Annotated in this window: 12 protein-coding genes; 7 read left to right on the top strand and 5 right to left on the bottom strand. The window is 32.9% G+C overall.

Annotation, left to right across the window (positions count from 1 at the left end; all coding sequences use genetic code 11):
- Positions 1–7 precede the first annotated feature (7 nt).
- Positions 8–196, bottom strand: coding sequence for a hypothetical protein (locus HMPREF2663_RS02385; protein WP_070845704.1), 189 nt, complete (start codon positions 194–196; stop codon positions 8–10).
- 16 nt (positions 197–212) lie between these two features.
- Positions 213–1,289 carry a M42 family metallopeptidase gene (locus HMPREF2663_RS02380; RefSeq protein ID WP_002489490.1) on the bottom strand — a complete coding sequence of 359 codons (1,077 nt, stop codon included), beginning with the start codon at positions 1,287–1,289 and terminating at the stop codon, positions 213–215.
- Between the two features lie 183 nt (positions 1,290–1,472).
- Between HMPREF2663_RS02380 and HMPREF2663_RS02375 the strand changes: the two genes are divergently transcribed.
- Complete coding sequence (locus HMPREF2663_RS02375; protein WP_002447151.1) at positions 1,473–1,940, top strand: YehR family lipoprotein; 468 nt, start codon at positions 1,473–1,475, stop codon at positions 1,938–1,940.
- Positions 1,941–1,992: 52 nt separating this feature from the next.
- Here the strand turns inward: HMPREF2663_RS02375 and HMPREF2663_RS02370 are convergent, their stop codons facing one another.
- A complete protein-coding gene (locus HMPREF2663_RS02370; protein WP_002495091.1) occupies positions 1,993–3,570 on the bottom strand; it encodes an FMN-binding glutamate synthase family protein in 1,578 nt (525 codons plus the stop codon).
- 144 nt (positions 3,571–3,714) lie between these two features.
- On the opposite strand from HMPREF2663_RS02370, the gene lnsB reads away from it, so the two are divergent.
- The 5 genes from lnsB (at position 3,715) to HMPREF2663_RS02345 (ending at position 8,340) form a co-directional block, all read left to right on the top strand.
- On the top strand, positions 3,715–4,497 hold the full coding sequence (lnsB, locus tag HMPREF2663_RS02365) for a CPBP family lipoprotein N-acylation protein LnsB (protein WP_002447153.1): 783 nt from the start codon (positions 3,715–3,717) through the stop codon (positions 4,495–4,497).
- A 334-nt stretch (positions 4,498–4,831) separates the two neighbouring features.
- Entirely contained in the window at positions 4,832–5,296 is a 465-nt protein-coding gene (locus HMPREF2663_RS12980; RefSeq protein ID WP_002475847.1) for a CPBP family intramembrane glutamic endopeptidase, read from the top strand.
- A gap of 295 nt (positions 5,297–5,591) precedes the next feature.
- Positions 5,592–6,254 (top strand): ABC transporter ATP-binding protein, encoded by a 663-nt coding sequence (locus HMPREF2663_RS02355; RefSeq protein ID WP_002495950.1) that lies wholly within the window; start codon positions 5,592–5,594, stop codon positions 6,252–6,254.
- Positions 6,247–7,023, top strand: a complete 777-nt coding sequence (fetB, locus tag HMPREF2663_RS02350; protein WP_002458165.1) for an ABC transporter permease — start codon at positions 6,247–6,249, stop codon at positions 7,021–7,023. Before HMPREF2663_RS02355 ends, fetB begins: the two co-directional genes overlap by 8 nt.
- Positions 7,024–7,161: 138 nt before the next feature.
- The gene (locus HMPREF2663_RS02345; RefSeq protein WP_070845703.1) at positions 7,162–8,340 is read left to right on the top strand and encodes an MFS transporter; all 1,179 of its coding nucleotides are present in this window, start codon (positions 7,162–7,164) and stop codon (positions 8,338–8,340) included.
- Positions 8,341–8,422: 82 nt separating this feature from the next.
- Here the strand turns inward: HMPREF2663_RS02345 and HMPREF2663_RS02340 are convergent, their stop codons facing one another.
- A complete protein-coding gene (locus HMPREF2663_RS02340; RefSeq protein WP_002490676.1) occupies positions 8,423–9,778 on the bottom strand; it encodes a carboxylesterase family protein in 1,356 nt (451 codons plus the stop codon).
- Between the two features lie 315 nt (positions 9,779–10,093).
- Entirely contained in the window at positions 10,094–11,773 is a 1,680-nt protein-coding gene (locus HMPREF2663_RS02335; protein WP_002490662.1) for an APC family permease, read from the bottom strand.
- Between the two features lie 183 nt (positions 11,774–11,956).
- On the opposite strand from HMPREF2663_RS02335, the gene HMPREF2663_RS02330 reads away from it, so the two are divergent.
- Positions 11,957–12,553: a YdeI/OmpD-associated family protein gene (locus tag HMPREF2663_RS02330; protein WP_070593088.1), complete on the top strand. Its 597-nt coding sequence runs from the start codon at positions 11,957–11,959 to the stop codon at positions 12,551–12,553.
- Positions 12,554–12,732: the final 179 nt, after the last annotated feature.

The raw sequence follows: 12,732 nt of genomic DNA, 5'->3' as shown, positions 1-12,732 counted from the left end.
GTAATGATTATTCTGAGCAGATTTCACACAATTTATACTGTGCATCAGCCCAACTTGATAAGTGAGTATAACCTTTTAAATCTTTAGTATTGATTTTAATGGTAATGTTTTCATCATTATTGAGTGTCTTACCACATTTTGAACAAGTCATAGCTCCAAATATAGTCTTTTTAGCTTTATTACTAGTAGAAAACATGATATGCCTCCTTCATTTACCACATAAGCGCTTGATAACTGTCATCATTTAATGAGCGAACAATCTCAGTAATTAAGCGCACTGAATTTGTATAATCATCAATGTTGAGCACAGATACATTAGAGTGCATGTATCTTAATGGCACGCCGATTGTAATTGTTGGGATACCTTCATTGGCTACATGAATGCTACCTGCATCTGTACCACCACCAGGTGTTGTTGCCCACTGTACAGGAATATTATGATGCTCAGCAACATCTTTAATATGTTTGCGCAAACCATCGTGAGCGATACTAGTGGCATCCATCAATATTGCTAACGGGCCATCACCCAACTTACCTTCATTTTTTTCACTCGTCATACCTGGAACATCGTATGCAACCCCGACGTCCACAGCGATTGCTAAATCAGGTTTAATCAAATTTGCTGCAACTTTAGCACCACGTAAACCTACTTCCTCTTGTACAGTTGCACCGGCATATAGATTGATATCTATGTTTTCATCTTTAAGTTGTTGAAGTACATCAACAGCAAGTGCGCATCCATATCGATTATCGAACGCTTTAGCTGTTAAGTATTTATCATTGGCTAGCGATTCGAATTCGCTATAAGGTGTAATCATATTACCTAATTCAATTCCTGCTTCTTTCGCTTCTTCTTTACTACCTACACCAATATCGATATACATATTTTTAATATCAACAGGCTTCTTACGCTCTTCTGGTGAGAGGGCATGTGGTGGTTTAGAACCAATAATTCCACGTATCTCTTTACCATTTTCAGTAGTAATCGTCACTTTTTGAGATAACATGACTTGATTCCACCAGCCACCAATGGGCGTGAAATAAATGTATCCTTGTTCATCAATTTGTGTAACGATAAAGCCAATTTCATCTAAATGACCGGAAATCATTAAAGATTTAGTTCCATGAGTAGCATTCTTTTTACCAAAAATACCTCCTAATCGGTCTTCAACAATCTCGTCGCTGACAGGTGTTAAATAATCTTTCATCAATGATTTAACTTGCATTTCATGTCCAGAAATGCCATTAACATCTGTTAAAGATTTAAGTAATGCTTTAGATTCTGGCATAGTCATTCCTCCATTAATAAGTCTTTAAAAGTAGTATAACATTCTAAATAGTGAAATTCTGAATCCCATGTTTATAGATGTTTAAATTTTCAAAATAAAAAGATATTTATCTTCATATAAGTAACATATTCAAATTAAAGATGATATAATTAACATGATTAAAGATGAGAGAAGGCGACTACTATGAAAAAAGTCATATCGCTTTTAGTAGTAATAGTGATAAGTGCTGTATCTCTTTCAGCATGTGGGAAGGAACGCACAAAAACTTATGAAGGCGAAGTCAACGGAAAGCAAGTGATTACATCTTTGACATACAAAGATGATGAAGTTCTCAAACAATCTACTATAGCAACAGTTAAATATGATGATTTAGGCATTACTAAAGATGAAGCGAAACAAATGTTTAAAAATGATGAGCAAGCCTTTAAAGGGATAGAAGGTGTCACATATAAAGCTGATTTTAAAGATCGAAAGGCCATCGAACATATCGATATTGATTATAAAGATGCGGATATCGATCAGCTTAAGAAAAATTTAGGTTTCATATCATCCGATGCCAAAAAAGGTGACCATGTGAGTATGGATAGGGTTGTTAAACAACTCAAACGTAATGGTTTAAAAGATAAAAGTAAAATGAATGAAGATAATTAAATTGAAAAGGAGTGAGACAGCATTCTGTCTCGCTCCTTTTCGATGTTGTGATTTAAGAAATTAATTTAAGTTTATAATCCTGAATGGACGTTGTAGTGCCATCTAATTGTCTATAGATAATATGATCGGAAGTAATCTCCGTTGGACTATGAACGCCTACAGCTGCAGCGATGTTAAATAATCCTTCATGCAAACTTGTAACATAATTTGTAACACGGTATTGTTTTTCATCAACAATAAGTCCTTTTTCTTTTTTAGGATCGGTTGTTGCTACTCCGACTGGGCATGTATTTAAATGACATTGTTGGCTCATGATGCATCCTACACTTATCATCATCCCTCTAGCAATATTGACGAGATCTGCACCTAATCCTAATGCAATTGCGATTTTATCTGGAGTCACTAATTTGCCAGACGCAAAAATTTTAACTTTATCTCTTATACCATACTTTTCTAACATACTTGAAACGATAGGAAGTGCTGTAAATAATGGTAAACCTACACCATCTTCAAGCTCTTGGAAAGTAGCGCCTGTACCACCTTCGCCACCGTCAACAGTGATAAAGCTTGGATAGATGTCTATCTCTACCATTGTTTTAACTAACGTCTCTATTTCTTCAACTTTACTAACAACAATTTTACAGCCTACCGGTTTTTGACCTATTGATTGTAATCGATTAACGAAATTCAGTAAATCTGTTGGATTTTTAATAAAATCAAAACGATTAGGTGAATTAATAGTTTCATATGGTTTCACATTTCTAATGCGTGCAATCTCTTCTGTGACTTTATTGCCTTCCATATGTCCACCACGTGTTTTAGCGCCTTGTGCTAACTTGATTTCAAACGCACGTACATTGTCGTGTTCAGCAAGATTGATAAACATATCTTTATTAAAATTACCATCATGATCTCTGACACCAAAGAGTCCCGGACCTATTTGATAAATGATATCGCCATTGCCTTTTAAATGATATTCAGATAGTCCGCCTTCACCTGTATTCATCCAAGTACCAGCTTTAGCTAATCCTTTTGACAGTGCAGTAATTGCATTTTTACCTAGAGCGCCATAACTCATCCCAGATTGACCAACTAATCGTTTAATTTTAAAGGGATGCTTAAGGTTAGAGCCTAATATGACTGCATGTTCATCAGTTAAGAAAAACGGATCAACCTGAGCGCTTTTTCTGTGTTCTTCTCTACTAAATAGGCGCTCATTCTCAATATGATATAAGAATGTAGAAATGAATTCAGTATGATCGATATGTAATTCAGTCGCTTGAAGTGGAAACATCGTATTCTGAATATAAAACCCTTCTTCATAATCCTTACCTGTACCGAAACTAGTCATTCGTGATTTATATTTTCCAGCTAAAACAATATTTTTATAATCACTTCGTGAAAAAGGTTTTCCTTCATTATCGTTTGCGAAGAAATATTGTCTTAATTCGGGACCGATTTTTTCAGAAATATAACGTATTCGACCCAAAACAGGAAAATTTCTTAGTACACTGTGTTGATTTTGACCTTTGTCTTTAAATAACCAAATAACCCCAAGAATCATAATCGTTAATAACACAATCATGATGATAATATTGACTATGAATTGCATGACAGTTAAAACTGACATAAACAATACCCCCTAAAAACGTTTTCAATATTATGATACAACACTGTATGCGTTTTACAATGAAAGTCTAATAGAAAAACATTAAAATTATTGTGCGGCTGTATTAAGATAAAAATATATGTTTTATGCGAGAAGAGGGACAATATGGATATTAAACAATCTTCAGAGAAACAAGGTCGACCGTATCATTTATCAGACAGTGGGACAGTTTTAAAAAGAAATTTTATATTAATACCAGCTTATATTTTATTACAAAGTATCGTACCAATCATTGTTGTTTTCGGCTCATTAGGAATCACTGCAATGATAACACAACAGGCACCACCACAATGGTTGTATCATTTTTCATTGAGTTTAAGTTTTGTGATTGCTCAAGGTCTAATATTAGTTATCTTTTATAAAATGCATCAATCTGTAATAAATGATGTGATGAAGCAACAATGGATAGTTGCAAAGAATAAAATAATTAAAATTGTAATAGTTGCGATTGTCGTATATTTATTATTACTTATAGTTCGGGTGATTGGAACAGCATTACCTAATCATTTAAGTTATCATCTCACGCAATACGAACAACGTACATTAGGACTATTTAAATCACCTTATGTGTTGTTAGTTACTTTTATATCCATGGTATTCTTACGTCCAATGGTAGAACAAATCATTTATAGATATCTCATCATCCATGAATTAGGAAAAGTATGGAATAGACAATTTGTAATTGGTTTGTCTATTGTTATTGAAACGATCGTACATGTTTACGACATGGCATCGATTTTTGAAATTCTTCCATATATCGTTATTGCTTCAGCAGCTACAATACTATATATTAAATCGCGGGATAATTTAATTGTCGCTTATATATTTCAAGTGATTTTGCAATGTATCCTTTTTATAGAAATATTAAGTAAGTATACCAACTTTTAAGAAGAAAAGTTCGAAATAGGAGTTTATTATGTCAAAGGAAGTACAACATTGTTATTGTCAAACTCAAACTACCGTTGAGGGGAAATTTAAATTAAAGAAAATAGTCAAAAGGGATTTTTTGCTTGTTCTTTTATATGTTTTGGCAATTTTTATTTTACCTGATTTGTTCGCTAATATTACAACGTAGATATTAGCTATAGTTAATGGTTATTTATCTGAAGATTATTTAAATAGCTTTTATAATGATGCAAGTACTGTATATGCGTTTGTCGGAGAGGCAGTTGTTATTCTTATTTTTTATTTATTACATAAAAGAACGATGATAACGACTGCAATGACTAAAATTAAAGAATTAAAAAAATATATACCTTTACTTATTATTTGTGCGTTAAGTACAGAGATTTTTACAAGTCTTTGGGAATATTCAATTGATTTTTTACCTGAACAGTATCAATATTATGAGACAGTTAATGAAGAGGGAATTGAAGAGTTATTTACACATACGTGGATAACACCCATACTATTTATAGATATTGTTATTTTTACACCAATCATTGAAGAACTTTTATTTCGTCATTTAATCATTCATGAACTAGGTAAAAAATTAACTTATGGTTTGATGTATATTGTGTCAGTAGTGGGATTTACATATTTTCATTGTACCGATGCAGTTTCACCATTTGAAGCAGGACCTTACTTTATTGCAGCAGTCGTATTTGTTATAGGTTACCATTTTAGCCACCGTAATTTAGCAGTACCAATTGCTTTGCACATGATTACAAATTTAATAGCATTTTGAACAGTGCTTCTACTTATACGATTGCGTTTAAGTAAACTATTACTTCATATTAGAACCCAACACTCTCAAATAAACTAGTTCAGATAATAAGTATTCTAGTGGTAGAAATTTAGCAGTTGCTATACTAATGCATATGATTTTAAGTGTGGTTGCATTTATAAGTGTATATACATCTATAATATAAGTGAGTGATTGAGTACTATAATTTAACAGGTACAAACTTAAATTTAATAATAATAAAATAGTCAAAATAGGGAATAGAGTTTAGTAATGTCGATATAAGGATGTGTTTAAATTGCTACTTAAGGTTGAACATCTTACATACAAGGTTGATAATCGTACGATCTTAGATGATATTAATTTGAATATTAATAAAGGAGACACGATTGCTATTGTAGGTCCTTCTGGAAGCGGTAAGAGTACTTTACTCAAACAATTGAATCATTTAATTAGTCCTACGAGTGGAGATTTATATTTGAATGATCAATCTTACTTTGATTATAAGCCGGAAGAGATAAGAACACGTGTGAGTTATTTAATGCAACAAAGTGAGTTAATTGGTTATACAATTGAAGATAATATGAAATTTCCTGCTGAGGCTAGAAATGAAGCTTATGACCGTGATAAAGCGAAACAGCTCATCTCTCAAGTGGGACTAGGTAATTATCAGTTAGATGCTCAATTTGAGCACATGTCTGGGGGAGAGCAACAACGTATTACCATCGCACGGCAACTCATGTATGAACCTGAAGTTTTATTATTGGACGAAGCTACTAGCGCTTTAGATACACATAATAAAAAGAAAATTGAAGAAATTATATTTAAACTAGCGGATAAAGGGATTGCCATTTTGTGGATTACACATAGTGATGACCAAAGTATGCGTCATTTTAAGCGTAGAATCACAATTACTGACGGTAAGATATCGAGTGATGAGGAGTTGAATGGTAATGAGTAATACAGCACTTTGCCTGACAGCACTTTTATTACTAATCCCTATCTTTATTTCTTATAAAGAAGGATTACATATTATCAAAGATTTAGTTATTGCTACAATTAGAGCAACCATACAATTATTGATTTTAGGTTTTTTATTACATTATATTTTCGAAATTAATGAAAAATGGTTATTAGTGCTTTGTGTGTTAGTCATTATTATTAATGCATCTTGGAATACAATAAGTCGTGCTTCACCTGTCATGCATCATGTTTTTTGGATATCATTTGTGGCTATATTTGTGGGAACAGCACTACCATTGGCGGCAACTGTTGCTACAGGTGCAATTAAATTTACAGCGAATGAAGTGATTCCAATTGGAGGTATGTTAGCTAATAATGGTTTAATCGCGATTAATCTCGCTTACCAGAATTTAGAAAGAGCATTTGTTCAAGATGTTTCTGATATTGAATCCAAACTTACGTTAGCAGCGACACCTAAGCTCGCATCAAAATCATCTATTAGAGAAAGTATACGCTTAGCGATTGTTCCTACAATTGATTCTGTAAAAACATATGGTTTAGTTTCAATTCCAGGTATGATGACGGGATTGATTATCGGAGGCGTTGACCCACTTCAAGCAATTAAATTTCAATTGCTTGTCGTGTTTATTCATACAACAGCGACGATTATGTCTGCACTCATTGCAACGTATATGAGTTACGGCCAGTTCTTTAATGCTCGTCATCAACTCATTGCTAGAACGCAACGCACAAGACAAAGTAGTTAAATATCGTTGTTAATCTACACAGTACAGCTTTAAATATTATATAATAAAACAGTTATAAACAATGATAAGTTTGTAGCTGTTTTATTTTAGTCAAAATCAATAGTTACGTCATTACTTTGAAAGGGGCATCTAGATATTATGACTGTCGCACGCACAACAACATTTATATTAAGTGTTTTTATCGTAGGTATGGTTGAGATGATGGTTGCAGGTATTATGAATTTAATGAGCCAAGATCTTCATGTTTCTGAAGCGGTGGTTGGGCAACTGGTGACGTTGTACGCGCTTACCTTTGCGATATGTGGTCCGTTATTAGTGAAATTGACTCATCGGTTTGCTTCGCGATCAGTATTATTATGGACGTTAATTATCTTTATCTTCGGGAATGGTATGATTGCCATTGCGCCTCATTTTGCAATAATAGTTGTAGGACGTATTTTATCTTCTGCCGCAGCTTCACTCATTATTGTGAAAGTTTTAGCACTCACGGCGATGCTCACATCAGCAAAAAACAGAGGTAAAATGATTGGCATTGTTTATACAGGTTTTAGTGGGGCGAATGTCTTTGGTGTTCCCATCGGTACAGTGATTGGCGACTGGGTAGGATGGCGATTTACATTTTTATTTATTATTGTTGTAAGTGTATTTGTTGGTATTTTGATGTTAATATATCTACCAAAAGAAGATGAATTGTCACATCCTAATCAAACACTTCGTTCAGCTAGTATTGAATCACAAACTGGCTCAAGCGTCATAAGACCTCGTGAGGTTATTAAATATCTGATGATTACATTTTTAGTACTGGTTGCTAATTCTGTAACATTCGTGTTTATTAATCCATTAATTTTATCCAATGGACATGAAATGTCTTTTGTGTCTTTAGCACTGCTTGTTAATGGTGTAGCAGGTGTGATCGGTACTTCATTAGGCGGTGTTTTATCTGATAAGTTTACTAGTAAGCGTTGGTTAATAATTTCGATTTCAATATTTATATTAATGATGATAATTCTTAACTTATTATTACCAGGAACAGGATTATTATTAGTCGGCTTATTTATGTGGAATTTAATGCAGTGGAGTACAAATCCAGCTATTCAAAGCGGTATTATTGAACACGTCGAAGGTGATACAAGCCAAGTGATGAGTTGGAATATGTCGAGTCTCAATGCCGGTATTGGCGTTGGCGGAATCGTAGGTGGACTCGTTATGACACATTTATCAGTGGAATATGTTACTTATACTAGTGCATTGATAGGTTTAATTAGTCTTATCATTGTATTCACTTTAAAAAATAGACACTATGCTAAAAAATTATGACTGGAAAAGGTTTGCACGATAGCACATAGAAGTATCTTTATGATATTAGTTTTGCGTATGTTATCAGTGCCTTTTCCAGTCTTTATTTATAGATATGTAACGCTTGATGATGAGGTTCATAACATTTCCATGGCATCCTACCTTTTCGGGCAAAATAAGCTAAGTCAGATATCATGTTACGACTTAAATTCATATCATGTTGGGTTACAGAATAATGATTTTTAGTCAAAATAGAGAGGTGACCAAACCAAAATACTAAATCCAATATATGATATGCACTTTTAAAGTAGGAGGTATGGGGTTGATGCCAATCAAAACGTGCTAGCCAAGTGTCGCAACTATTCATTTGATTTAAAAATAGATAAGTCGGACGAACAAAACAATGCTCTGTTATTAAATTTCTTTGTTGTTTCATTGTAATGACATCAATTTTTTCGACGTGTGCACCATATTGAGTCATCAAGTGAATAAAACGTTCAGAAGGTAAAGTGCGTGTTGCGTCTTCAATATAAATATCACCTTCATCGTGTGTATAACTCATGAATGTCGGCTTGGAGAATTTTTTAATGGATCGTGACATATGATGATCTTTAATAGGTTGATAAATCAAATCAAGTCCACGAGATCTTCCGCGCTCTATTTTTTGAGACTCCATTAGATATAAAATGTCATCACTGGTAAGTGTCTTAAGTGTTTTATTAGGAAAATAATGTCTCATGAGTTGTGAAAAATGTTGTACTTTAGTATGTGCATTGAGTGGTGTATCAGTTGTTAACGTTCCACTTAATAACATTACTTTATGATAATAATCATCAAGTTCGGGCATTTGCATTAATGTCATGATACTCATACTACCCGCAGATTGACCTATTAGTGTCACGTTATTTGGATCACCGCCAAAATGTTCGATATATTGATGTACCCATTTTAAAACGTTAATTTGATCAGAAATCCCATTATTATAGTTCAAATGTTGATTAAAATAAGACCAATCTAGGTAGCCGAGTGCACCTAAGCGATAATTAAAAGTAACTACTATTATATTTTCTTGTTCTACTATGTGTTCAGGACAATATAGTTCAGCTGTACCATGTCCTTGAAGAAAACTACCACCATAAAAGTAAATCACTACAGGTAAATGATTTTGATTGGATGATGGTTTCCAAATATTTAAAAACAGGCAATAATCATTTTGTTTAAAAGAATTAAACGATGAATCTGTCATCGAAAAAAAGTCTTCAAGTGAATTGTAGGGTTGTGGTGGGATGGATTGAATATGAGTTGCATCAATCATTGGCTTGCTTAGTTCCATAAGCTTTGAATGTTGGAATCGAGATATCTTATTGAATGGTTTGGCATACGGGATACCTAAGAATACATCAATATTCTTTTTGTGTAAGCCACTGATGGTACAGTTACCTATCTTGACTTGAACCATGTTTGAACACACCTTTACATATAAAGTCGTAGCTTAACTATAACATGAAAAATAATATTTAGATGAAATGTGACCAAGTAACAAAGTGAAAAGAACTGTTGATGATTGACTTGAATAATGTGTTAAAAAATTAAATTTACAAACGAAGTAAAAATGATATTAAGTGTATAACTGAATATTTAACGAATGATATCAGATAGAATTATATGAACTTTTGAATTTAATTCATAATTACTAGTATATTAAAAAGCTTGAGACAATGATGATAGTCCCAAGCTTTTATTATAAATATTTTATATTCTATAAGCTGTCGTCTTATTGATTTTGTTCTTGTCTATCGCGTTCTTTCCAATCTTTATGACGCGCTTTTTTTCGTGTTTTACGCAATTTGTCACCCATTTTCTTATTCAACTTGTTTGCACGTTTGAAATAAATACTTTCAAAGTAACTTGTCGTACCAAGTTGATAGAAGATTAAAGCAACGATTACGATGACTAAGAAATCCCATGGATAGTGAATCCAATTTAAGCCTTTGAACTCTTTACTTCCAATAAATGATAAGAATGCGAGAACAATAAGGTAGATAATAATCCATAAACTTCCGCCAATTTGTTTTTTAGTATTCTTCCAATTCATTTTATATTCATAGAAGAAATAAATAGGTAAACCTAAAATAATAATTAAAATAACTTCTGCTGTCGTTGGCCACATTGCCCAATAGATAGCTAATGATGCTAAAACAAAGGATAAAGGTGCCATAAATTTTAAAATATTAGCTTTGAATGGACGAGTCATTTTTGGAGCCATTTTACGTAATGAAATAACCGTTGTTGGACCAGTTAAATATGCAACTAATGTTGCAGTAGAAATAACTGCAGCTAGTGTACCCCAGTCGCGGAACAATGTCACCATAATCATACTGATAATTGCATTAAATGCAATGGCAACACGTGGGATATTATACTTTTTATTGATTTTACCTAAGAATTTAGGAATATGGCCATTTTCTTCCATAGCGCGTAACACACGTCCAGTAACGGCAACAAAAGAAACTCCAGTACCAAACGGTGACACAACTGCTTCCATATAAAGTAATATTGCTAACCAGTTAAGACCTAATAAAATTGCCATATCTGCAAATGGTGAATTGAAATTGATACCGCTCCATCCATGTTCATGCAACATCGAACTTGGCATTGATGTAATGAACGTACTTTGTAAAACAATATATAATATAGCACTTAATGTAAGTGAAATAACAATCCCACGTGCGATGTTTTTCTCTGGATTCTTAATCTCTGATCCCATGTTAATAATTGTCTGGAATGCATTAAATGAGAAGATAATTCCAGATGTTGTTGTTGCAGCAAAAATAGGTGCACTTCCGTAAGGCATAAATGTACCGATAGAGTGTCCATAATTACCTGTATCAAAACCGGAAACCATTAACATAATTATGGTTAAAATAGGGACACCTAATTTGAATACTGAAATTAAACTTGTAAATGATGTTAATAATTTTACTGACCAATAGTTTAATAATGAAAAGATTGCAATAATGATGTAAACAGCGATCAAACCGTAAGTACTGATTGAGCCATCCTTCATTAAAGATCCCATTGGTTTAGCCCAATCCCATGGCCAAGAACTCATATATTGAACAGCAGACACAGCTTCAATAGGGATAATTGTTACTAATGATACCCAGTTCGCCCATGCTGCAATAAAACCAAGTAATGAGCCGTGAGTATACTGTGCGTAGTTACTCATACCGCCTGATTGAGGGAACATAGTTCCTATCTCAATATAGTTATAGGCAATCGTTCCAATGACTAAGAAACCGATAACCCAGGAAATGATGGCAGCTGGACCGGCCATTGAAGATGCCTCCCACGCTCCAAATAACCAACCTGATCCTATTAATGAACCAAGACCAAGGAGGACAAGTTGAGAAAGGCTTATCTTATTACTTTTTGATTTGTTTTTATTTTTCATAAATACTCCTTTATATATGTTGAATAATCAACAAAAATATTACGCTATAATTATACGCTAGTTAAAACATTAGTCAAACTAAATTTTTGTAATAATACAATTAATATTGTTTAATTAAATATGAATAAATAACAAATATATAATATGAGAAGGTAATGTTAATTAAAAGAGGTGTAGTAATGAATGAATAAACAAAAAAATGAGCAAGTTGATCAATTTTTAGCTAAAGAAAGCCAATGGCAAGATTGTTATAAATTTTTGAGAAATTTAATTTTTAATGAAACTGAACTTGAAGAAAATTATAAATGGATGCATCCTTGTTATACGATAAACAATAAAAATGTTGTGCTAATACATGGATTTAAAGATTATGTAGCGTTGCTTTTTCAAAAAGGAGCAATACTTGAAGATAAGTATCATACATTGATTCAACAAACTGAAAGAGTACAGGCAGCACGACAATTACGTTTTAACAGTTTAGAAGAAATAGAAAAGCGTAAAGATGAAATAAAATACTACTTGAATGAAGCAATTAAAACTGAAAAAGCTGGTAAAAATGTACCAATGAAAAAGAATGAAGATTATGAAGTACCTGAGGAGCTACAACAAAAATTTGAAGAGTTCCCCCGTTTAAAAGAAGCATTTTATCAATTAACGCCAGGACGTCAACATCAATATCTATATTATTTTTCACAGGCTAAACGTAGTCAGACGCGATATAATCGTATTGATAAATATATGAACGCTATACTACAAGGTAAGGGCATGAACGATAAATAGATATACAAAAAGGTTGGGACATAAAGTCCCAGGATAAGTAAAAAAAGACAATTTCTATTGAAATAATATAGAAATTGTCTTTTTTATAATTTTTTTGATTATTTTCAGTTCGTTGAGCTGTTACTTTTCTTATATTAAGCCATGATGATGTCTGAATTCATCGAATTCAGTATCGGGAA

The sequence above is a fragment of the Staphylococcus sp. HMSC077D08 genome (assembly GCF_001837945.1).
GTDB lineage: Bacteria > Bacillota > Bacilli > Staphylococcales > Staphylococcaceae > Staphylococcus > Staphylococcus epidermidis.
This window is presented reverse-complemented; position numbering and strand designations above follow the sequence as displayed.

Coding starts and splice junctions, on each gene's coding strand:
- HMPREF2663_RS02330 (WP_070593088.1), top strand. CDS start 11,957: ATGAATAAACAAAAAAATGAGCAAGTTGATCAATTTTTAGCTAAAGAA.
- HMPREF2663_RS02370 (WP_002495091.1), bottom strand. CDS start 3,570: ATGTCAGTTTTAACTGTCATGCAATTCATAGTCAATATTATCATCATG.
- HMPREF2663_RS12980 (WP_002475847.1), top strand. CDS start 4,832: ATGACTAAAATTAAAGAATTAAAAAAATATATACCTTTACTTATTATT.
- fetB (WP_002458165.1), top strand. CDS start 6,247: ATGAGTAATACAGCACTTTGCCTGACAGCACTTTTATTACTAATCCCT.
- HMPREF2663_RS02380 (WP_002489490.1), bottom strand. CDS start 1,289: ATGCCAGAATCTAAAGCATTACTTAAATCTTTAACAGATGTTAATGGC.
- HMPREF2663_RS02340 (WP_002490676.1), bottom strand. CDS start 9,778: ATGGTTCAAGTCAAGATAGGTAACTGTACCATCAGTGGCTTACACAAA.
- HMPREF2663_RS02385 (WP_070845704.1), bottom strand. CDS start 196: ATGTTTTCTACTAGTAATAAAGCTAAAAAGACTATATTTGGAGCTATG.
- HMPREF2663_RS02345 (WP_070845703.1), top strand. CDS start 7,162: ATGACTGTCGCACGCACAACAACATTTATATTAAGTGTTTTTATCGTA.
- lnsB (WP_002447153.1), top strand. CDS start 3,715: ATGGATATTAAACAATCTTCAGAGAAACAAGGTCGACCGTATCATTTA.
- HMPREF2663_RS02375 (WP_002447151.1), top strand. CDS start 1,473: ATGAAAAAAGTCATATCGCTTTTAGTAGTAATAGTGATAAGTGCTGTA.
- HMPREF2663_RS02335 (WP_002490662.1), bottom strand. CDS start 11,773: ATGAAAAATAAAAACAAATCAAAAAGTAATAAGATAAGCCTTTCTCAA.